The organism is Paenibacillus sp. PvR133, assembly GCF_017833155.1.
GTDB classification, from domain to species: domain Bacteria; phylum Bacillota; class Bacilli; order Paenibacillales; family Paenibacillaceae; genus Paenibacillus; species Paenibacillus polymyxa_B.
In genome coordinates, this window is sequence record NZ_JAFIBS010000001.1 from 1,760,061 (window position 1) to 1,782,606 (window position 22,546).

Consider the following 22,546-nt stretch of genomic DNA (forward strand, 5'->3'; position numbering starts at 1 on the left):
CAAGTGATTCTCCTATTCATCGTAATATGGCAATGCTTCGTTCGAAATTAGTATATTCAGCATGCTAGGCAGACATGACTATCCCAATAGAAAAAAAGCCCTGATCATAGCGATCAGGGCTTTCTTCGAGAGAGGCATAGCAATTTGTGATGGATCTATGTAAAAAAGACATAATAAAAAGCTCGTTCATCTGGTAGCTGGCTGCCATCCGGATAGGAAGGCCCTATAGTTTTGCGTCACTGCCTTTCGACAGTTTTGCCATTAACTTGAATAGCTTGTGCGTCTATCATCTATCAAACTGATTTCATGTAACCTCTCATTTACAACTTGGAACGGTTCCCCCATTTTTTGCGGAAGGAATGAGGTGTTTCTCCTACATGCTCCTTGAATAGGTTAATAAAATGGCTCGTATTGGGAATCCCTACGTACCTTGCGATATCCACAATGGACATGTCACTGGTTTTAAGCCAGCTTTGAGCGGCTGTGATACGGACATTAATGAGATAATCAATCGGAGAGAAACCGATCTGCTTTTTGAAATTTTTAGCCAGATTAAACTTGTTTAATTCAAACATGTCTGCCAGCGAGTCCAGTGTTATTCGCTCACAGTAGGACTGATCCAAATATTGTTGTACCCGGCGTACTTCGCTGAGGGTTTCAGCATTCACATGCGGATGATCATAGGGATGTTGCAAAATGCACATTAGTATTTCACCAATGAGCCTGGACGTTAGCAGCTCAGCGGAAAGACTTCTGTCAGACTGCCCGCAAATCAGAGCATGGAGCTTATCCAATATAATATGCGGATTATGCATGGAAATGACCGGTTTATTATGCTTGGCAAATTGTTCGTAAAAATTTTCGATCAGGTTGCCATACAGGTACAGGCTGATATACTCCCAGGATTCATGACCGGAGGTGCTGTATTGAACATATTCCTCGCAATTAATAAAGAACAAATCTTGAGGTTTTATGATATATTTCTTGCCCCGGTACAGTAATTCTCCCTTACCAGACAACGTAAAGACAAGCAAAAAAGAGGCAAGTTCTTTCCTTTCCATCGTAAAAGCAGAAGTTTTTTGGAAGTAGCCTAATTCCTGGATATATAAAAGGGATTGCTTGGCAAAAGCGGAGGGAGTGCGTACAATTACGACCGGATCGCCATTCCAGAGGCCCACGTTGTTTTTTTGGTCTGTTGTCATATTCAATTCCTTTACAAAAAAGCAATTTTATCTAGCATATCTTGGTTTGATTTACCAATATATAATGGCTGATTAAACATGATTTCCTATTTATAAAAGTTTATTTTATCACAACAAATATGTCTATATATCAAATTATGTGTGTGAGCTTTATGGGAGTCTCGCTTTTTATGGATATTTAATCTGATAATCCATATGAAAAAGTCGAATGCTGTTGAAAGAATCTGGGGTTATCATGGATTCAAATCCTTTCTGAGGTCAAATACCAAAATGGTACTGAAAAAAGGTATCTTATGCCCATTCAACTTTCTTGTTCACTTCTCCTTTCGGTTTAAAAAAATTGGGACTTGGTTTTGTTAAAATGGTTCGTAAGGCTTATTATTGAAAATAAGAGTTTGGGCCCAGTACTGTGATTTTGTTCACAAACATGAATGTAAAAAAGAGAGATATATGCATAAAAAATTACGCAAAAAGTGCCCTTGCGCGTTTCATCAAAAGTGCTTTCAACTTTGGAAATGACACGGGCAATGATATGATGGGTAATACAGGTATAGTGCTTTACTTACTCGACAGTCAGTTTGGAGGATTACAGGATGGGAAAACCAAAAAGTACGAAAACCGCAGCGGCTTGGTCGCTCGTTATTCTAGGGGCAGGCTTTGCAGCCACATTGCCCTTCCAGCAATATGGCTGGGCTCGTTTATTAGCCGGAGCTTTTGAGGCAGGACTTGTAGGGGGACTGGCAGACTGGTTCGCTGTCACTGCTTTGTTCCGTCATCCGCTAGGCATTCCGATACCACATACGGCGCTGCTTCCTAAAAATAGGGACAAGCTCACGAATGCATTGGTGAGTACCGTGGAAAATAACCTGCTAAACAAAGACAGCATTGCGTCTAAAATTGCAGATATTCGTTTGGCCGATTTGGTACTGGGCGGTGTGGAAAAAGGAATGCGCACGCCGGAGGCGGCGGCATCCATAGATGTTCTTGCCAAGCGTCTCGTCCAGTCGCTCCCGCTCGCGGAATTGGCTCCGGTCATCGTGGCAGAGCTCAAGCGGCAGGTGACTGACTTTGACACCGGACCGCTGCTGGAGGCGCTTGCTCGTCAAACCAGCGAGAAGGGCTATGATCGCCGCGCACTGGATTACACGCTGGAGCAAGCCGAGTCCTGGCTTTTGCGACCCGAAACGGGTTATACGCTGGGCACCTTAGGGATGCAGGCTGTTAGCGGTTTGCAGGTGAGCGGGCTGATGCAGTTTGCCTTGAACGCATTCCTCGGCTATCTGAACGAAGAGCGTATGGGTGAAATGATTCGTCATTTCCTGCTGGATCAGGTAGCAGAACTGCAAAGGGAAGAGCACCCGCGCCGCCAGGCCGTGCTGGATGGTCTGAGAACACAGGTGACCCGATTGGCGACGAAAGATACGGTTCAGGAAGGGTTGAACGGCTGGAAGGATAGCCTTGTTGAAGCCTGGGAAGGCGATGCGTCAGTGCTGGGCAAAATGGAAGAACTGCGTATACGCTTATTGGACTACATGGAAGACGGAAGCTATGTGCAGACCTATATTTTACCGCTATTGGATCGGATGCTGACTGATTTAAGAGGGAATACCGAGCTGCTGGACAAGATCAATGTGCGAATTGTGGAAGGTATTACTGGACTGGTGGAAGCCAACCATAGTCGAATTGGTAACTTGGTACGCGAAAATGTAGACAAAATGGATAACAAATCCCTGATTGCACTGATGGAGGACAAACTGGGACAGGATTTGCAGTGGATACGTATTAACGGCGCAGTTACAGGCTTCCTGATCGGCATTGTGCTGACAGGTATCCGTATGCTAATCCAATAGACCAGAAAAAGCTACAGATAGGGTTGTGGAAGCATGAGGCTTTGGCATGAACATTTAATCGACAGGTTACCCCGTCCGCAACTGCTGGGGCAACATCGTGAGTGCTGTGCCCTGCGCGGGAATGGGTGGGGCAAGCCACACGCCACCGTGAATTATGTGTTCGATTATCACCCAATGCTGCTGGTGCGCTATCATAGGCTCATTATGGACGAAATGAAAAGCAGAGGGTACAATGTTGATCCACTATGGGAACAGCCGTTGTATCGCGGTAAGCAGTGTGAGCCTTGGGAGGCGGAGCTGGGTGAGGAACTGGCAGGCGCGGGTGCATATGTGGAGCATGACGATGAGTATATGAAGGAGTGCCTGGATAACCTGGCTTCCAAGGGTATTTTAATAGAGATTGAAGTGACCTAAAAAAGACGGGCTGCGGTATGTTCATCATTCAGATGAAGTGCCGCAAGCCCGCTTTTTTGATGCTTCAGTGTTCAGTGCTTGGGGGAGAGACTCGGGATATTAGATTACAGAATCCAGCGGGTGACCTTTTCCAGCGGTTGTCTGGATTTTTCCCGCTTGGGTTCATGAGCGCGATAACCGAAGGCAGCAATGACTGAAATATCGAGCAGCCCGTTTTCTAGCAGTCCTTCTTCCTCCAAAATGGCATGCACCTGATCGTAGTTAAAGCCCTCAATTGGACAGGAATCAATACCGATCTGAGCCGCCGCTGTCATCATATTGCCTAAGGCAATGTAGGTTTGCTTGGAAGCCCAGTCAAATAACGTACGTTCGTTTTCCAGTAAGCGTTGATTTTCACCCTGGAAAATCTTATAGCGGCCTGGCAGTGAGGCAAAGTCCTCCTCAGACATACCTTTAACCTCTTTATACATATACTCCACGTAAGGAGAATCATAACGAACATCCTTGCGCGCCAAAATCAGGACGACGTGGCTAGCCGCAGGAATCTGCTTTTGACCGCCGCTGGAAACTGCAGCCAGCTTTTCTCTCAATGCCTGATTTTGTACAACTACAAACTGCCATGGTTCAAAACCAACGGAGCTTGGAGAAAGTCGCCCGGTTTCGAGAATGAACTGAAAATCCTCTTCTGGTATGATGCGATTGGGATCGAATTCTTTCGTGGCGTGCCTGAACAGAAAGGCGTCCAGAATTTCCTGTTTTTTAGCTGATGTATTAGACATAAAATATACTCCTTTTGATATGGGTTTAGTTGGTACTCTATGGGTTTTCTGCTACTATAATGAGAGCTGATATCGAATATATAGTTATCATATAGAAAGTTTTTGCAGGGAACAAGTACGCACATATTTGTTCCTTGTCATGCGTCTGGGGCTATTGGTTTACACATTCTACAGAAAGAAGGGGTATACATGGCACAGGAGATGGAACATGCAGTTAGCGTTAATTTTGGATGTCCGGTAGCGAAAACCGTCGGGGTTATAGGCGGCAAGTGGAAGGGAGTCATCTTGTATCATTTGACGACAGGACCGCGGCGCTATAACGAAATTCGACGGACCTTACCTAATATTACACAGCGGATGCTAACCTTGCAGTTGCGTGAACTGGAGAGAGATGGCATTGTGCACCGTGAAATTTATAATGAGAACCCACCGCGTGTGGAATACTCGCTTACCCCGTTGGGAGATACGTTAAGGCCGTTGCTGGATTTTATGAGAGACTGGGGGATCTTCTATGGAGAACAGGGTTGCGAGCCTGTGACGACAACTTCCAAATCAGGCAAGCACTTTTGTTAAAGGGCATGAAGAAAGCCCGCCAAATGATTTCATAGAAGACGCATAAGAAATCATTAGCGGGCGGAATAAGGTCTGGGTTATTTAGATAAAATGTACACTTATTTAAACTCGATGGCTTCGTTCATCTGCGCCCAGGCCGTTTCTCCAATGATGCCCAAGCGCCAGATAGCGATTCCTTTGAGGTCATAACGTTTGGCTAAACCGATCTTGACGTTAACGGTGCTATCTTTTTCACTACCCATCGAAATCCCCAAAATGAGCTTGTCCCGCGAGGTTTCCTTCAAGGCCAGTTGTATGGCTTCGTCCACTTTATCCAAAGGCTCAGGCGTAGCCTTTTGTCCGTAATCATAGGCCATGATGATCAGATCGTCCGCCAGATTGCCCAGCGTTTTGTAGTCATAGCCAGAGTAAGAGCTGTTCAGCGGATGTAGAACGACGGTGAGCTTGAGTCCAGCCTGATGCGCTTTGGCCGATAACTTTTGAATAAAGGCGTTGTAGTCTGAACGCGCTTTGGCTTTATCGCCGCTCCAGCCCAATCCTTCCAGATCTAGCGTAATGCCTTTAAATTGTTTGTCGGTGGCGGTACTGACGATTTGGGAAATGGTTTGTTCTTGAAGCTGCGCATTTTCCAAAACCTTGGTCAGTTCGTGATTGCCATCTCCGGAATAGACCATCAGGTAAGGGGAAGTCCCCTGGCTGTCTGCCTCCTGCACAATGGACTCCGGCGTTACGGTTCCAGCGGCTTGAGGCCATTTGTATTCTTTGCCGTTTGTCGTAAATTGTCCGTTCGTATCAATTCGACTCCAGCCGAAGGCAACTGCGTTAAAATCCGGTATTTTGGATTTTTGGTCAAAGGAAGACAGCGCATAGAAGCCTACTGTATACATAGCTTCACGTGGCGATGTAATGGAGACCGTCCGTGTTCCCTGGTTCCAGTTCACCGTGGCTCCAAACTGCTGCCCGAAAAAGCCCAGCGGAATCATGGTGCTGCCGTGCACGGTTTGCGGAGCGGCTGTTAGTTGAACCGTTTGTCCGTCCACTGTGGCATTGCGGCTACCCATCTTTAGAACCACCTGTTTGGTAGCAGAGCCTTGCGCTTTGGTAGCAGTGATGCTTTGGCTGGCTTGATCCCATTTCACTGTAATGCCGAGAGCCTCAGAAATAGCGCGAAAGGGAACCATGGTCGTGCCGTTCATCATGGCAGGTTGTACGGGGAACGGTAATGGATATCCGTCCAGCATAATGCTGATCTTGCCGGTCTCGGCTTGTGCCAAGGGGCTATAGATGCCCGCTGCGGTACTCAGGAAAATAGCGCTAGATAACAGAGCCTTATTTACGATTTTCATCCTATGATCTCCTATGCTCAATAGATTGCAATGCTATCATGTTAGAATCGTGAGGTATCTACCATTTTACCAAAAAAATGATAGAAAGGTGAATGTGAAATAATAGGATGAGATGAATTTGAGTATGTATTAAAGCTGAATATTAATCGTTTTCTTTCATACAAAAAAAGCTGACCCCTTTAACTAGGTGTCAGCTTTTTCTTTTTAAAACGATCTTAACTTCATTCGTAACCCAGATTACTTGCGGCGCTTGAGTGTAATGCCGACAGCTGCAGCACCAAGAACGACTGCAATGATCGAGAGGACGAGTGCTGTCGTTTGTGCAGTAGAGCTGGCAGGAGCAGAAGCGGCAGGTGTAGCCTCTACAGCATTGTTAGAAGCAGGTGCGGGGCTACTACTATCTTTAGCCGTATCTGTGCTCGTATGGCCTGCTGCCGTGCCCGCCGAATCGTGTCCGCTGTCTGCGGCAGGAGTTTGGGACGTGGCATCTGCCGTGATTTCGGTAATGGAATGAGGGTTGTTACTTCCTTCGTCGCCTGTCCATTCCACAATACTTCCGTCACTATAATATTGGAAGGCGTCCCAGGCTGCTGCGGTATTCTGGTCTGCATTTTGCGCTACAAAGCTGAAACGCTGATACTGACCCGCTTGAATGCCGTCTTTTTCAGTCGTCCAGGTCACGGTGGTTACTTTGCCAGAGCTGTCTTTTTCGGTGGCTACCTTCCAATTCGGTACAGGCTCGTATTGTTTGAAAACGACCTCTTTCGGAATTTTCAAGGCGACTTTGGTGGTTGGAATGTTTTTTTCCACGGGTACTTTCAATGTGTACGTTTCCCACGCATTAGGTTGTGAAACAGAAGGCTTGACTGTCACATGTGCACTGGCCAAACCTGCAAAAAATAAGGCACCCGCCGCAATTAGACCCACAGAGGTTGCAAACCTGGAAAATCTGGATTTTGCTGTTTGAATCGTTGTATTCATATTCATTTCGCTCCTTTTAAGTATAAAATAATTATTTTTTACCGCCTACATGCAGGGTAAATTCAGCATCAACCGCATCGAGTGATGCCGTCAGAGCATGTACTTTTACCGCCCATGTTCCTTCGGAGGTTATCAATTCCTGACTGCGGAATGGTTGTTGTTGCTTTACGGGCAGAACAAATTCCTGTTGATCTTGGTCAGGGTCTGCTGGAGTGAGCGTTAACGTGACCTGCTGGATTCCCGAAACGGCAGCACCATTGCTATCCTGAACGGATACCTTAAATTCATTGCTGCCCACAGCATTGGGGCTGACTGCCAGTGTAACGTTATATTCGCCCGTAGTGCGAGTCTCCTCAAATGGTACAGCAGGTGCCTGGCCGGGTGACAGGTGAGTGAGCACCGCGGTCAACAGCATCACGAGCAGGCCGACGGACAACTCGGCACGCAATCCCCCAGCGGCTCGCTTACTCGCCGCCGCTTGCCGTGCGCTGCGGAACTGGCTGGCCGCGAAGACCAGCATGACTAGCAGCAGCGCTGCTTTGCCGAGCAGAACGAGTCCATAGGACGTGTTCAGCAGCATGGAGGGAGCCGGAATGTACAGCACGGCTCCATATATACCGGTGGCGAGTAACGCTGCCACCATCGCAATGCCCCAGCCGGCGAAGCGGCGCAAGGCGGCTTGTCGCAGAGTTGCCCGTTCGGATACGGGCAACTCTGCTCCGGCAACCGGCAGGCACACGACCATGACGGCAAGTGAGCCGATCCAAAAGGCTGCTGCCGCGAGATGGACGAAGTCCGCCGCAATGGCTGGAGCTGGATGCGTAGCCGCTGCCGGATGGCCGACAAAGGCCTTGGACAGCATGAGGCATAGCGTTAGGAGAGCCGAGCTGTATCCCCAAAGACGGCGCTGGCGATTCGAAATGCTGTGATCCAGCGCGTAAATCAGCGTTACGCTTAGGAGTAGCACGAGAATCATCTGGATAAACCAAATTTGTCCGGCTCCAGTAAACTGGAGAGCTTCTCCCAGAATCGGGAATGAGAAGCCCTCCCTGATGGAAACCCCGGCATCCCATGAAGCCTGAAGTGGCAGGCTGATCAGAATGGCGGCAGACGTTATGCCGTAGCCGCTCCATAGCAGCTTAGTCCAGCGGGGCAATGTTTCAAAGGGCCGCTGATTTTGCTTATGCTGTTCACTTCGATTCTTGTCTTGGCTTATGCTCGGTAAGATGAACAGCCGGAAACAAATCGCTCCAAAAAGCAGCGATAGTCCTATGTAAAGAAACCAACGGACAGCGATTAAGTCGATTCGTGATGTCCCTGAGCCTTCAGATGCGGCAGCTTGATGGGTAGGCGCATTGGAACCGCTGCCTACTTGAAATGGAATAACTCCATTAACCGGATGTCCGTCTGCGGATAAAGCTCTCCAATTGACGGAGTAAATTCCATTTTTCATCCCTGGAATCAATTGGATTTCCATGGTGGATTTGTGATTCGGGTCAAGCTGTGCTTTTCCTGTGTCGACCCGCTTGCCTGTTTCATCGGTCACTTTGATCGACATGAAGGCAGATTGCAAATCTTCATTGAAGGTGATGGTCACCTGAGAAGGCGACTTGTCCAAAACCTGATTTTCGGTCGGACTGGATTCAATGACAAATGCATGAGCCCACGAAGAGTGAGGAAACAGGATCAGAAGGGGGAGACACAGCAATAAAAGACAAGCCACACGGGCTGGTCTGGACAGGTACAACATGCCTGTGAAGTCACCTTCTCTCGATTACTTGAAGCGAGGATATCCCCATTTGTAACATTTTATACGGACAAACCCCTTCCTATCTTAATCATAGTGCATATAACGTGAATAGATGGAGCGAATTATGACATTTATATGAAATTTGAAATAATAAGCATTATACAAAATGCCAATCATATGAAAACCCCTAGGGTGGTTGAATTCAGGACGATTTCAACCATGCTAGGGGCAAAGAGGAAGAGCCTATGAAGGAATTAGAGCCCTGTTTCCATGAGATCCGTGAAAGCAGGTTGCTTATGTTGAATATAATGGATAAAAATAGCCGTTAGTTTGGGATCGAATTGGCTACCCGAGCAAGCACGTAGTTCCTCAATGGCCTCCTCGAACGTTTTGGTGGGTTGATAGGGGCGCTCGGTTGTCATTGCGTCAAAAGAGTCGATGATCGTCAGCATCCGACATAAACGTGGAATTTGCTCGCCCTTAAAGCCAAACGGATAGCCTCCTCCGTCATAACGTTCATGATGCAGCTCCACAAAAGGAACTAAATCTATGAATCGTTCGTTGGCTTCGACAATACGTTTGCCCCACATGACATGCGCTTGCACCATCTGCCATTCCTCACCGGACAGTTTCTCTTTTTTATTGAGGATATTCCAGGGAATCTCCAGTTTACCAATGTCATGAATGAGGGCACCTAGTATGAAACGCCGCTTATCCTCCGGTCCGAGCTGAAGTACATCGCTCATGTCTGCTGCATATCTGAATACCCGCTTGGAATGCTTGAAAGTGTTAATATCCTTGTACAAGAACAAATTAAGCTGCTGTTCAAGATCGCGAATATCCTGCCCCAGATCGACCTCGCGCTCCACTTCATTTAAACTTCCGTGCGTATGAACGATGTTTTTGCCCTGTTTCTTGGCGTAGTACAGGGCTTTATCCGCCAGATCGACCAGCTGTGACTTGTCGTAGATGTCAATGCGACTTTGTGCAATACCTGCGGAGAAGGACAGACAGCCATGCGGAAAAATTTCAACACCCTCATAACGAGAATCATTTAATCTTTTTCGAATAGTATTGACTGTTTCATATGCTTGTTCAGCGGTATGACCGGGCATAAGCAGGGTGAATTCTTCTCCACCATAGCGGGATACGGTGATATGGGTGCCGGAGGTTTCCTTCTTAAGAAACTCACCGAGAAATCCCAGTAGCTGATCGCCTTTAAGATGACCGAAATGATCATTGTATTTTTTGAAATCATCTATATCAATCAGCGCCAGACTGAGAGGAGTATTCTCGGATCGGGATATATTTAATTCAGCTTCAAGTGTATTTTCGAAGTAGCTGTGATTGTATAGCCCTGTTCTGCGATCCATGTTCGCTTTTTCTTCGATTTCCCGATACAGCGTGAACATTTGCTTGAATGCGTGAGATAGGAGCATGCTTAGCCCAAGGAACAGCAAAAGTCCTAGAATGCCGTTGTTATAAATCAGTGTAGTCAATACCAAAGACAGAATAAGTGTACATAAGTATACGAGCAGGGATTCAGCCAAAAAAGCCTGTTTAAGCTCATTGAAGGACCCTTTGTATGCGATATAAAAGTAGATGCCCAGTGTGATGGTGTTCACCGCAAAGTAGCAAATCAACGCCAGCAGGTAGGAAGCGAAATGATCTTGGTTTAAAGCCCCCTGCGTTCCGCCGCTTAGTTCAAATACTGTTGAAGACAGGAAAATGGAAAGGGCGTAAATGGAAAAATTGGCGGTATGCTTCCACCAGGACAGCTCTGCGTGCCGGAACATGGCAATGATTACATTTAACAACAAAATCAGAATAGCAATTTCGGTGCCATGCACAAAAATACAAGCCAGATACACGGAGGAATCCATGGACTGTTTGTTACTGGCCGGTGGTAGCTGGAATGTAAAATGCTCCAGAATCAGAACGGCTCCCAGTAGGGAATAGATCGTGACCCACTCTGTTGTCGTATAGTGCAAAAAGGACCATTGGTTCGTATACAGGAGGACGATCACGCCTGCCAAACATATGAAAAACACATATATTCCCGTCGCGGTAACCCGTTCTTGCAGCTTTTTTATTATACTCATCATTTCTTCTCCTGCCTTGTCGTATCTTGATGTCAAAGCTACCAGGGGTGAATGGGATAATTTACAATTTTGTAATCGAAAATTTCACATGAAAAAACAGGCCGGAATCCAGCCTGTTTTGTTGAGCCTGTGCTTCCTTTTTTTCTTATCGGTGACTAGCCCCCGATTTTGTAACCGGAAGTCAAAGCAATTATGACGGAAGCTACGATAATAGCATTGATAATCACACGGGAGTATTTCAAGTTTTTCATAGGGTTCCCTCCCTTCCTTGGAATAAGGTGTGCACTAGGCGTGGCGGGGATTGGTTTCTTGCTGCTTATCCTTAGTTCTCTTCACGACCATAATGCTTTGGATAAACAGGAACATCCCGAAATTCATGACAACATCTCCAATACTAATTACCTGCGTGCGGGGATAGGGCTTGGAGAGAGGAATAATGTCACCAAGCAATGATAGACGCGTGCTCGCATCCATCATGTAATGTTTCGAGATGACACTTCCGGATTTAAGCATATCTGTATAATAGGGACCCAGCACCTCCGAAGCGCTCAACGAGACCGGCATCCTGCCGCCATTCACCGCCATAACGATAAAATTCATCAATACGCCGATTATAATAAGCTTGAATCCCTTATGATGTCTGTTCAACCAGAGAAATATCAATCCAACCACGTAGACTCCCATAAATAGATACCCGTTAATGGCTGCCAGCCAAGCCCACTTTTCCTGGAAATAAAAAATAATGAATTGTACCAGCAGCAGCACGGGGAACATCCAGCCGGCTATAAGGCGAATTTGACTGAAACGGATCAGACCTTGCCGCCAGCCTCCTCTGAACAGACCTACAATGAGACCTAGTAGCACTCCATCATAGACCATTATCATTCTCCAGATTCCACAAATTTTTTGTTTTGGTTACCGTATAATTCGACCTGAAATTGGTAAATTCCTGCCTGATATATAGCAGTTTTGAAAAAAAATTGCGGATTAGCGTGTAATTATTCGAAGCCAGACGAAATGAGTGATATCATGATACATTGAAGTAATTATTTATATTTTTTTGAAAAGGATGATTATTATTATGAACCGGTTATCCAATACTGTTATGGTTGCCGCAGATATGACCAAATCGCGAATATTATGGATCGCCTTTGTCCTGGGTGCATTGAGTGCTTTCGGGCCGTTGTCCATAGATATGTATTTGCCGTCGCTGCCTACATTAGCGAACAATTTGCATACGACCACTTCGCTGGCGCAGCTTAGTTTAACCGCCTGTCTGTTGGGACTGGCCGTTGGCCAGATCGTTGCTGGTCCGCTTAGCGACGTAAGGGGTCGCAGAGGACCGCTGGTGATCTCGCTCATTCTGTACGCTGCTGCTTCGCTGTTATGTGTGTTTGCGCCGAATATCGGTATGCTCATTGTGCTTCGCTTTATTCAAGGGCTTACGGGGTCGGCGGGGATCGTGATTTCCAGAGCTGTAGCCCGTGATCTATACTCGGGCAAAGAGTTGACACGTTTTTTCTCACTACTTATGCTGGTGAACGGCGTGGCCCCCATCGCTGCACCAGTACTGGGCGGTGTCATTTTGAACTTTGTTTCCTGGCGTGGTGTATTCATGGTGCTTTGTGTAGTCGGCGTGGCTATGCTGATTGCCGTCGTATTGGGTTTGCCAGAAACGTTGCCAACTAACCGCCGCTCATCCGGTGGCTTGAAGCAGACGCTAGGAACACTCGGTCACTTGTTTGCCGATCGACGCTTTATGGGCTATGCCTTCTCACAGGCGCTGATTACAGGAGCGATGTTCGCGTATATCGCTGGCTCACCATTCGTGCTTCAGGATATTTTCGGGGTTTCTCCTCAGACGTATAGCATCATTTTTGCAGTGAATGGTTTGGGGATTGTACTGTTTTCGCAGTTGACGGGTAGACTCGTGGGTCGCTTCAGCGAACGACAGTTACTCTTGTCGGGTCTGGTAATTGCGGCTGTAGCCGGAATTAGCTTGCTTACTGTAGCCTTTACCGGAGGCCAATTGTTTGCTGTTTTAGTTCCTCTGTTTTTTGTCGTTTCCTGCGTAGGGATTGTAAGTACAACGACGACTTCATTGGCAATGCAGAGTCAGCAACGCTCCGCAGGCAGTGCGTCCGCCATGCTAGGTTTGTTGCCTCTATTGCTTGGCTCTATCGCTTCACCGCTAGTAGGCTTGGGGAGTGGAACAACCCCCGTACCGATGGCGGTCGTTATAGCTATAGCCGAGGTTGGAGCGCTATTAAGCTTTGTCGTACTTGCTAAGGAAGCACGCGCGAAGGCTTAAAATAGGGCGAAAAAGTGACATTTTTCTGGAAGGTTGACATACCCCACGGGGGTATATTATGATAGGGATATAACAAATGCATAAATGCATATATACACCACACAGGAGGCTGATGTATGGCTGAGGAGCAACCTGTTTCCCACACTGAAGTCCATGAGAATCACTGTGGAACAGACGGGGAAAAGACAGTTAGAAAAAGTCATCATTCGGCAGAGTTCAAGAACAGCCTCGTATCCCGGTTGAACCGTATTGAAGGTCAGGTTCGCGGAATTAAGGGCTTGATTGAGAAGGATACCTACTGTGACGATGTACTGAACCAGATTGCGGCTGTCCAGTCCGCGCTGAATGGTGTTGGTAAGCTGCTGCTGGAAGGGCATATGAAAAGCTGTGTCATTGAGCGCATGCAGGCAGGAGAGCAGGAAGTGATTGACGAGCTGCTGGTTACGGTCAAGAAGCTAATCCGTTAAGAGTAGTATTCATACACATTATGGGTACGGAAGTACCCCTGAGGAGGAAAAGAAAATGGCACAAGTTACATTGAACGTAGAAGGCATGAGCTGCAATCATTGCGTGAAGGCAGTAGAAGGGGCTTTGGAGAAAGTTGGCGCTACCGGCAAGGTCAGCCTCGAAACGAAACAAGTGAATGTAGAGTATGACGAGTCCAAGCTGAACGTTGAAGCTCTGAAAACAGCCATTGAAGACCAAGGCTATGACGTTGTTTAAGCTGAAGATGCTTTATGTGTGACAGACTTGTTTCGAAGGAGAAGCTTCCATATTAGAAGCTTTTTCTTTTTTGGATATGATATACCCCACTGGGGTATAAGAGGAGGGTTACCATGGAAAACCGTGCGACCGACGGTGACAAGCAGACAACGCTTCACATTACAGGGATGTCCTGCGCTGCCTGTGCAAGCCGTATTGAGAAAGGTTTAAATCGAATAGATGGTGTGGCACAGGCTAATGTGAATTTGGCTTTGGAGCAGGCGTCGATATCCTATGATCCCAAGCAGGTGGAGATCCCTGAGTTTCGCGATAAAATTGCTTCTCTTGGGTTTGGAACTGTAAGTGAAGAAGCCAATCTGAATGTGACGGGCATGACTTGTGCGGCTTGTGCAACCCGGATTGAAAAGGGATTGAATCGGATGCCTGGTGTAACAGGTGCCACGGTAAACTTGGCGATGGAAACAGCTCATGTGGAATATGCCGCGGGGAGTATTGCGGTTGGTGATCTGGTGAGCAAGATTGAACAGCTAGGCTACGGAGCGATCCCGCAGAGCGCTGAGGACAATATCGCGGATGTGCGCAGTAAGGATATCCATCGTAAAAAATGGAAGTGGATTGTGTCCGCAGTGCTGTCGTTTCCGTTGTTGTGGGCGATGGTGGCTCATTTTTCCTTTACGTCATGGATTTATGTGCCGGAACTGTTCTTGAATCCATGGTTCCAACTAGTGCTGACAACGCCGATTCAGTTCGTCATTGGTTGGCAGTTTTATGTGGGCGCGTACAAAGCGCTTCGCAACGGGAGTTCGAATATGGATGTGTTAGTTGCACTGGGTACGTCTGCGGCTTATTTTTACAGCTTGTACCTTACGCTGCGTCCGTCTGATGTCATGGAGGGGATGGCGGGAATGCCTGTCATGACCATGCCAGAGCTGTATTACGAGACAAGTGCAGTACTAATTACGCTTATTTTAGTGGGTAAATGGTTCGAGGCGGTAGCCAAAGGGCGTTCGTCCGAGGCGATCAAGAGCCTGATGAGTCTACAGGCGACGACGGCACGTGTAGTACGTGATGGACAAGAGCTTGATATACCGATCGAACAGGTACGTGTGAAGGATATCTTTATTGTACGACCCGGCGAGAAAATTCCTGTCGATGGTGTGGTCGTGGACGGACGTTCCGCAGTGGACGAATCCATGTTAAGTGGTGAGAGTCTTCCAGTTGAAAAAGAAGCAGGTTCCGCAGTTACAGGGGCGACGCTTAATAAAAACGGGGTACTACGTATTCAGGCGGAGCGTGTGGGTGGTGATACGGCGTTGTCCCGTATTATTAAGGTCGTGGAAGATGCACAAAACTCTAAGGCCCCGATTCAGCGGATTGCGGATCAGATTTCCGGTATTTTTGTCCCCATTGTTGTTGCTATTGCTGTGTTAGCCTTTATCGTCTGGTTTTTCCTTGTGACGCCGACTGATTTTGCAGGCTCACTGGAGAAAATGATTGCAGTTCTCGTCATAGCTTGTCCTTGTGCGCTCGGCTTGGCTACTCCAACGTCCATTATGGCAGGATCGGGACGTGCCGCTGAATACGGTATTTTGTTCAAGGGCGGCGAGCATTTGGAAATGACCCGTTCAGTCAACGCAGTGGTATTGGATAAGACAGGAACAGTTACGAACGGCAAGCCAGAGCTGACAGATGTTATGGTTGGTGCAAGCGGCTTGGCTGAAAACGATTTGCTGCGGTTGCTCGGTGCAGCAGAAAAAAGCTCGGAGCATCCGCTGGCGGAAGCCATTGTAAAGGGGATTGCAGATCGAGGAATTGAGCTGGTAGGACCGACAGATTTTGAAAATATTCCGGGTTATGGTGTGAAGGCGCATGTGGAAGATAAGCAGGTATTGGCGGGTACACGCCGATTGATGAGCAGGGAAGGCATCGTAATAGATGACTCAGCCGAGCAGTATATGAATGAGCTGGAAAACGCAGGGAAAACCGCGATGCTGGTCGCTGTGGACGGTTCCTATGCCGGACTGGTGGCCGTAGCGGACACGATTAAAGAAACGTCACGGGAGGCCGTTGCCCGTCTGCGGGCGATGAACATTGAAGTCATCATGATTACGGGTGACAATGAACGGACTGCGCGGGCTGTTGCCGTCGAGGCCGGAATTGAACGAGTGCTGGCGGAGGTGCTACCTGAAGGAAAGGCTGAGGAAGTGAAACGGCTTCAGGAACAAGGCATGATCGTAGCTATGGTTGGGGATGGTATTAACGATGCGCCTGCGCTGGCTACTGCTAATATTGGGATGGCGATGGGCACGGGAACGGATGTGGCCATGGAGGCGGCGGATATTACCCTCATGCGCGGCAACCTGAACAGCATTCCTGACGCGATCGAAATGAGCCGCCGGACGATGACAAACATACGACAAAATCTGTTTTGGGCGCTCGGTTATAACGTGATCGGTATTCCGATTGCCGCTTTGGGCTTTCTTGCTCCATGGTTGGCGGGAGCGGCCATGGCATTCAGCTCTGTTTCGGTCGTGCTGAATGCACTGCGTCTGCAACGGGTGAAGCTGTAAATGGATGTATTAGCAGGATAGCGTGCAGTCGGACTGCTGTGTCGAGATAAAGTTATTATCAGAGTATAGAGCAAGTACGCACAATTGGTTTTCTGCGTGCTTGCTTTTTGTTGTGTTTGTTTTTTTTAACCATACTGTTAACTTTCATCACGTCAGGTTGCTTATCATTCACGAAAGTTCCATAATATTTGTAGGAGTGCCATGCAAGCATGCAAGAACTTCTTCGTATACTCACAGCTTGAAGTAGATAAAGAGCTTATATTATGGATTAGGAGAGTGAAGCAGTCATGAATGATACGATTTCCTTGTTGATGAATCACCGGTCTGTGCGAAAGTTCAAGTCAGACGCCGTTACCGACGAGCAGCTCGCAGCTATTGTGGCAGCTGGCCAAATGGCATCCTCGTCCAGCAATGTGCAGGCATATACCGTTATTGCCGTTACCGAGCCTTCTTTAAAAACAAAACTGGCCGAGTTAGCAGGAGGGCAGGCTTACGTTGAGCAATGCCCCGCGTTTCTGGTATGGTGCGCAGATCTGTATCGTTTGAAGCAGGTCACACTACACCATCAGCCAGGTCAGCCTTCCTATGAAGGTTCCGTCGAAAATTATACGGTTGCGACCATTGATGCCGCGTTAGCTGCACAAAATGCAGCGGTAGCCGCTGAATCACTGGGCCTGGGCATCGTCTACATCGGCGGCATTCGTACTAAAATAGCAGAGGTATCTGAGTTGTTAGGGTTGCCAGAGCTGGTGTATCCAGTGTTCGGTATGTGTATTGGTGTACCGGATCAGGAAACGGGCTTGCGTCCACGTCTTCCACTGTCCGGTGTTTTGCATATGAACGGTTACGACAAAAATCAGACGATGAAAGCTGTAGAGGTATACGATCACACATCAGCGGAATATTTGAAGGAACGTACAGGCGGTCAACGCTCTACGCCATGGTCTGAGCAAATGGCTGCGAGACTGACCGAGCCAGCGCGCTTGCAGTTGAAGCCATTTTTGGAACAGAAGGGTTTCTTGAAGCAATAAAAGCTGAGTGGCGACAAAAAACTCTGCAAAATACAAGTAGTATTTGAGCTATATACGTTTGAAAATACAAGAACCTCCTTATTTACGTATGATGAAGTCCCGCGTAAATAAGGAGGTTCTTTGCTTTGGTTGCATGTTGTGGTTGTAAACCTTCCAGTCAGTAAATAGCTGGTATGCCTTTATCAATCAGATAGTGAGTAAAAGCGTCTCGTATTTTCATAAAATAATTGACGGACGGCAGATTCATCTTGATGGGTCAGTTTGCTGTACGCACGAATGACGTCGGCAGTCATCCGGGGATGTGTCTCTTGTCCAGTAAAAGGTCCCTCGAACGGCCAAGGACCATCTGTCTCTGCCATGATCTGATCAGACGGATACTGTCTTGCCAAACTGCGGATCTCTTCTTCGTACAAGAGATCCGGTGTGAAGGAGACATAATAGCCGTTCCGGGCCATACGTTCGATCGTGGCGGTAGAGCCCTTGAACCAGTGAAAATGCGCCTGTGTGATGCCATGACGTTCCAAAAGGTCACAGGCGATGTCTGCGTCCTCATAAACGGCGTGCAGGACAATGGGCTTGTTATGCTTGCTTGCAAACTGGATAAAGCGCTCTAGTAGCACTATGTAGGGAGCGAGGTCAAAAGGTGAACCGCTCTGTGAGGCTTCCAGCCGATTGTAATAGGGCAAGCCGACTTCACCCACGGCGACCATCTGCTGTACATGTTCGTCCATCCAGTTGAACAAGAGTTCAAGCTCAGCTTGCGGTGGAAGAGCCTGTTCGGGATGAAAGCCAAAGGCTGGTCGTACCAGCCCGGGGTAACGCTTGGCTAACTGCAGATTGGCTCGGCTGGAGCCCAGATGCATCGACACGGCTATCACGGCTTGGACGCTGCTATTGGCAAGTGAAGCGAGCAATAATTCCTGTTGTTCAGGCGGGTAGCTGTCTACATGAATATGCGCGTCGATCAATGGAGCGGGTCCAATTGCGGTCAAATCCAAGCCTGGCTTTGTTTGGCTGTTCCATTTCAATGCACATCGAACTTTTACGTCACTCATGTCGATTCAATCCATCTTCCGGGATATTCTTGTGGACGCTCTGAGCATTGTCCATGTCGCCGTCCAGTTTATGTTTTTCCTCGCGCATCCAGCTGGTCATGGTCCGCTTCCATTCAATAAAGAGCGGATCGAGGGTGATTTCTTCCCTACGCGGGCGGGGAAAAGGGACATCTACGACATGCACCACTGAAGCAGGTCGCGCCGACAGCACATAGATGCGGTCGGAGAGCAGCAACGCTTCTTCAATGCTGTGGGTAATAAACAGCACAGAACGGCGGTTCTTTTCCCACATCCGTAATAACCATTGCTGCATGTCTGCACGTGTCAGCGCATCGAGTGCGCTGAACGGCTCATCCAGCAGCATTAATTCCTGTGGGCTGAGCAGTGCGCGAAGAAAGGCTGCGCGCTGTTGCATTCCACCAGACAGCGTATGTGGATACGCCTTGGCGAATTTACCAAGTCCAACCTGTTCGAGCCATTGCAAGGCTTCTTTGCGACGCTCGCGTTCACTGGCGTACTGAGGGGGTACTGCTGTATTTTTACGTGGAGCATTTTCCTGCCCAAGCAGTACGTTGTCCAGCGTGGTACGCCACGGGAAAAGGGCGGGCTGCTGCGGCATATAGCTGATATGCCCACGTTCACCAGTCATGTCCCGTCCGTGCATACGGATACGTCCCTGCTGTGGTTTGAGTAGCCCGCCGATGATGTGAAACAGCGTGCTTTTGCCGCTGCCTGACGGACCGATGAGGGAAACGAATTCTCCTGGCTTGACTGTGAGGGATACATCCTGCAGTACGGGCAGTAGGCTTCGCTTTTCGCGGAAGGCGAGGCTGATCCCGTCCAATTCCAAAGCAGGAGGAGCGGTTGAAGGACTCTGCTGTTCCCCGGTTCGTTGTTCATTAGCCACGTTGTATGATGATAAGTCAGTCGGATGCAGACTCATACGCGCCACGTCCTTTCTTTGCTGTATGTAATTCAAGGAGGAAGCTACTCTCGATCGGGTTTCCAGCGAACCAGCCATTTCTCCAGTAGTAAAATAACCACAAACATGAGTAAGCTGAGTGCAACAATAATGCCGATGGCGGCAAAAATGAGGTCCGTGCGATAGGCCGATTTTTGCAGCAGCATATAATACCCAATTCCTTCACTAGCTCCGATCCATTCGGCAATGATCGCGCCCATCACACTGTAGGTAGCAGCAATTTTAACGCCAGAAAAGACTTGCGGCAGGGAATGTGGCAGCTCCAGCTTCATAAAAATAGACATGCGGCTTGCACCCGACATCCGCATATAGTTCATCATCGTACGGTCTGTTCGAGTCAGCCCGTCCATGGCCGCTACAGCCACGGGAAAAAAGCATACTAAGGTAATGACCATGAGCTTGGGCAGCACGCCAAAACCAAACCACACCATGAGCAGCGGACCCAGAGCGATGATGGGAATGTTTTGGCTAAGGATCAAGAGCGGGTATAGAGCAGATTTGAGAAAAGGAATCGTATGAAGAACGATGGCGATCAGCAGTCCCGTAGCTGTCCCTATTGCGAATCCCGCAAGTGTCAGACGAATTGTAGCCCATGTATGGGTGCCAAGCAACGCCGATTGCGCCATGCCCTCTTGTACGATGAGGGATGGAGCTGGCAGCAGCCAGGATTCAATATGTAAATAGGAAACCGCCCCCTGCCAGGCCGCTAAAAAGAAGAGGACCGCCACAAAGGGCGGCCATACGCTTTTCCACCAGGATGCGTTCTTGCCTTTCGGATTCATGGGCGATATTTCTCGGTCAGCTTGTTCATGCTGATGCCTTGTGGGTTATGTGCGATTTTGATCTGTGAAATGACGCTGGGACTGCCCGCTTCCGTCAAAGCCTCGTGCATTTCTTTAACCACTTTCAGCAACTCGTCGAGCTCGCCCTCCATGGTCGTATCCAATGGATTCACCTGATGTTTGACGCCGGAGCGCTGAATGACCTCAATCGCCTTATCTACATACGGGTAAGAGTCCTCGTTATTAGGAGTCTTAGGGATGACTTGAATACTGAGCAGTGTGTTAGCCATGAAAATTCACCTGTCCTTTATTTGGAGTGTTATTAAAAAAATATGGTGGTTTAAGGCGGGGAGACCGCTTCGCGGTTCATTTGATCTTACGATCGCTGCGCTTCTCCAGATTCAAATGAACCACTACGCTGCCAACCGCCTTAAAAGCACCCTATTTTTAAAGCTGGTTTGTGTGGCATTTTTAACACACAAGCGCACCTACTTAGCGCTTAGATAATATGAAAAGCTAAAGAATAAACCAAGTAGAACGAGAACGAAGTGGGCGGAATGGTGCTGTACAAGCGTTAGCGTTCGCCTTTGTACCCAGATTTCAACCTCTGGATATTTATAAAAGAAATCTGGGTACAGCAGCGATGGGAAGCACCATCCGACTGCGTAGTGGCGCTTTGTTCACTTCTCTAGATCAGTCTTATTTAGCGTTTTAACAAATGATCAACGCTTGGGCAGGAAACCGTTTGTGAAGGCTTTATCGACTTCCAAAGGCTTGCTGAGCAGCTTGCGTTCGTACATCCAGTCCGAATAGTTTTGCCATACCTCCGCTTTTTGCACACCCCATTGCGCGGCATCGTCCTGATAACGCGGGCTTAGCCATTTTTGGCTCGCAAGTACCAGTTTTTTATCCAGCTCCGGTACAGCTTTGCTTAAGATGTCTGCGGCTTCTTCCGGATGAGCGATAGTGTATTCATAGCCTTGTGCGGTAGCGTCCATGAACGCTTTGACCAGCTCGGGATCATTTTTTATTGTCTGTTCGTTGCTCACAATTACAGGTGTATAGTAATCGAGGCTTTTGGAATAATCTTTTACATACAGCATATCCAATGGCTCACCTCGAAGCTGGGCCTCGATTCCGGTCCATGCGTAGAAAATCCAGGCAAAGTCGATATCCCGCTTCACGGCTGTAAAATAGTCTGCATTGCCCATGTTGATGATCTTCACTTTGCTCACGTCGCCTTTGTCTGAATCCATGATGGATTTCATGACCGCTTCTTCTACGGGAGAGCCCCAACCGCCGTATTTTTTACCTTCAAAATCTTTCGGGCTCTTAATTCCACGATCTACCGGGGCTGCGAAGCCTGAGGTATTATGCTGAATCACCGCAGCGATGGATACAAGCGGCACGCCTTGCGTACGAGCCTGTGTGACGCCTTCTTGGTAGCTGATACCAAAAGGTGCAGCATTAGAAGCAACCATTTGATCAGCTCCGCCTGAACCAGGTTGAACAATTTGGACATTCAAACCCGCTTTTTCGTAAAATCCTTTGTCCTTAGCGACATAGAGTCCCGTATGATTCGTATTGGGTGTCCAGTCGAGCACGACTTTAACATCTTTGAGCCCCTTTGCCGGAGTAGACGTTTGAGTGCCGGTAGCGGGAGCCGCTTCTTGGGATGTGGGGGGACTTCCACCGCAAGCGGTCAGGGTCAGGGCCATGAGCCACAGACTGATCAGTCCCAGGCTTAATATTTTCATGCGCTTCATCGTTGTGTTCTCTCCTTTAATTACCCGTTATCCGTCCAATCAGACAGCTTAAGTTCCCCATTTTCTAAAAATAACATCTGCCGGATGCGATCTTTCCAACAACTTAATCTTCAACAAAAAAAGCGCCCCGAGTTTCCGGGACGCTTGCGCTTGTATATACCAAAGTAAGGGATGGTCCTATGTAAAAAAGGCACATCTTGCTTAAGCATTCCTACGCTGGCATTACCCAGATCAGGTTGTAAGGGTCAGTGTCTTGGGACACACTCTCAGCCGGCCGATTCCAGCACCCCTGGCATTGTATGGTTTAATGGGTTCATTTATTCGGGTTT

The 22,546-nt window shown here is 48.1% G+C and carries 20 protein-coding genes and 2 riboswitches; of the genes, 8 read left to right on the top strand and 12 right to left on the bottom strand.

From position 1 onward, the window contains the following. Positions 1–189: 189 nt before the first annotated feature. Positions 190–270, bottom strand: a riboswitch (cyclic di-GMP riboswitch). 50 nt (positions 271–320) lie between these two features. Next, complete coding sequence (locus JOE49_RS07850) at positions 321–1,202, bottom strand: AraC family transcriptional regulator (protein ID WP_028541226.1); 882 nt, start codon at positions 1,200–1,202, stop codon at positions 321–323. 593 nt (positions 1,203–1,795) lie between these two features. Here JOE49_RS07850 and JOE49_RS07855 point away from each other — a divergent pair. Then, the gene (locus JOE49_RS07855) at positions 1,796–3,052 is read left to right on the top strand and encodes a DUF445 domain-containing protein (RefSeq protein ID WP_068941032.1); all 1,257 of its coding nucleotides are present in this window, start codon (positions 1,796–1,798) and stop codon (positions 3,050–3,052) included. A gap of 33 nt (positions 3,053–3,085) precedes the next feature. Further along, positions 3,086–3,466 carry a TIGR02328 family protein gene (locus JOE49_RS07860; protein ID WP_023986688.1) on the top strand — a complete coding sequence of 127 codons (381 nt, stop codon included), beginning with the start codon at positions 3,086–3,088 and terminating at the stop codon, positions 3,464–3,466. A 104-nt stretch (positions 3,467–3,570) separates the two neighbouring features. Here JOE49_RS07860 and JOE49_RS07865 read toward each other — a convergent pair whose 3' ends face one another. Next, complete coding sequence (locus tag JOE49_RS07865; protein WP_028541224.1) at positions 3,571–4,245, bottom strand: NAD(P)H-dependent oxidoreductase; 675 nt, start codon at positions 4,243–4,245, stop codon at positions 3,571–3,573. Between the two features lie 189 nt (positions 4,246–4,434). Here JOE49_RS07865 and JOE49_RS07870 point away from each other — a divergent pair, with 189 nt between their 5' ends. Then, positions 4,435–4,818 (top strand): winged helix-turn-helix transcriptional regulator, encoded by a 384-nt coding sequence (locus tag JOE49_RS07870; RefSeq protein WP_023986690.1) that lies wholly within the window; start codon positions 4,435–4,437, stop codon positions 4,816–4,818. A gap of 98 nt (positions 4,819–4,916) precedes the next feature. Here JOE49_RS07870 and JOE49_RS07875 read toward each other — a convergent pair whose 3' ends face one another. The 5 genes from JOE49_RS07875 to JOE49_RS07895 form a co-directional block, all read right to left on the bottom strand. Beyond that, positions 4,917–6,164, bottom strand: coding sequence for a stalk domain-containing protein (locus JOE49_RS07875; RefSeq protein ID WP_209940845.1), 1,248 nt, complete (start codon positions 6,162–6,164; stop codon positions 4,917–4,919). A 237-nt stretch (positions 6,165–6,401) separates the two neighbouring features. Beyond that, the gene (locus JOE49_RS07880; protein WP_209940846.1) at positions 6,402–7,145 is read right to left on the bottom strand and encodes a YcnI family copper-binding membrane protein; all 744 of its coding nucleotides are present in this window, start codon (positions 7,143–7,145) and stop codon (positions 6,402–6,404) included. 31 nt (positions 7,146–7,176) lie between these two features. Then, entirely contained in the window at positions 7,177–8,895 is a 1,719-nt protein-coding gene (locus JOE49_RS07885) for a copper resistance CopC/CopD family protein (protein WP_209940847.1), read from the bottom strand. A 254-nt stretch (positions 8,896–9,149) separates the two neighbouring features. Further along, positions 9,150–11,000: a bifunctional diguanylate cyclase/phosphohydrolase gene (locus JOE49_RS07890; protein WP_209940848.1), complete on the bottom strand. Its 1,851-nt coding sequence runs from the start codon at positions 10,998–11,000 to the stop codon at positions 9,150–9,152. Positions 11,001–11,282: 282 nt separating this feature from the next. After that, complete coding sequence (locus JOE49_RS07895) at positions 11,283–11,876, bottom strand: DUF5317 domain-containing protein (RefSeq protein WP_025723384.1); 594 nt, start codon at positions 11,874–11,876, stop codon at positions 11,283–11,285. 202 nt (positions 11,877–12,078) lie between these two features. Here JOE49_RS07895 and JOE49_RS07900 point away from each other — a divergent pair, with 202 nt between their 5' ends. From JOE49_RS07900 to nfsA, 5 genes are all read left to right on the top strand, one after another. Continuing rightward, positions 12,079–13,308 (top strand): multidrug effflux MFS transporter, encoded by a 1,230-nt coding sequence (locus tag JOE49_RS07900; protein WP_023986696.1) that lies wholly within the window; start codon positions 12,079–12,081, stop codon positions 13,306–13,308. 116 nt (positions 13,309–13,424) lie between these two features. After that, complete coding sequence (locus JOE49_RS07905) at positions 13,425–13,775, top strand: metal-sensitive transcriptional regulator (protein WP_013308456.1); 351 nt, start codon at positions 13,425–13,427, stop codon at positions 13,773–13,775. 55 nt (positions 13,776–13,830) lie between these two features. Beyond that, a complete protein-coding gene (locus tag JOE49_RS07910; protein ID WP_013308457.1) occupies positions 13,831–14,031 on the top strand; it encodes a copper ion binding protein in 201 nt (66 codons plus the stop codon). Between the two features lie 113 nt (positions 14,032–14,144). Next, a complete protein-coding gene (locus tag JOE49_RS07915) occupies positions 14,145–16,601 on the top strand; it encodes a heavy metal translocating P-type ATPase (RefSeq protein WP_209940849.1) in 2,457 nt (818 codons plus the stop codon). A 287-nt stretch (positions 16,602–16,888) separates the two neighbouring features. Continuing rightward, positions 16,889–17,632: an oxygen-insensitive NADPH nitroreductase gene (gene nfsA / locus JOE49_RS07920; RefSeq protein ID WP_068941046.1), complete on the top strand. Its 744-nt coding sequence runs from the start codon at positions 16,889–16,891 to the stop codon at positions 17,630–17,632. Between the two features lie 182 nt (positions 17,633–17,814). Here nfsA and JOE49_RS07925 read toward each other — a convergent pair whose 3' ends face one another. From JOE49_RS07925 to JOE49_RS07945, 5 genes are all read right to left on the bottom strand, one after another. Continuing rightward, the gene (locus JOE49_RS07925) at positions 17,815–18,687 is read right to left on the bottom strand and encodes a TatD family hydrolase (RefSeq protein WP_075153605.1); all 873 of its coding nucleotides are present in this window, start codon (positions 18,685–18,687) and stop codon (positions 17,815–17,817) included. Beyond that, positions 18,680–19,630 (bottom strand): ABC transporter ATP-binding protein, encoded by a 951-nt coding sequence (locus JOE49_RS07930; protein WP_053326524.1) that lies wholly within the window; start codon positions 19,628–19,630, stop codon positions 18,680–18,682. The genes JOE49_RS07925 and JOE49_RS07930 overlap by 8 nt, the downstream gene beginning before the upstream one ends. Positions 19,631–19,674: 44 nt before the next feature. Beyond that, positions 19,675–20,451, bottom strand: coding sequence for an ABC transporter permease (locus JOE49_RS07935; RefSeq protein ID WP_209940850.1), 777 nt, complete (start codon positions 20,449–20,451; stop codon positions 19,675–19,677). Further along, entirely contained in the window at positions 20,448–20,741 is a 294-nt protein-coding gene (locus JOE49_RS07940; protein WP_016818835.1) for an MTH1187 family thiamine-binding protein, read from the bottom strand. Before JOE49_RS07940 ends, JOE49_RS07935 begins: the two co-directional genes overlap by 4 nt. A gap of 432 nt (positions 20,742–21,173) precedes the next feature. Continuing rightward, positions 21,174–22,217, bottom strand: coding sequence for an ABC transporter substrate-binding protein (locus tag JOE49_RS07945; protein ID WP_209940851.1), 1,044 nt, complete (start codon positions 22,215–22,217; stop codon positions 21,174–21,176). Between the two features lie 191 nt (positions 22,218–22,408). Next, positions 22,409–22,518, bottom strand: a riboswitch (TPP riboswitch). Between the last annotated feature and the right edge of the window lie 28 nt (positions 22,519–22,546).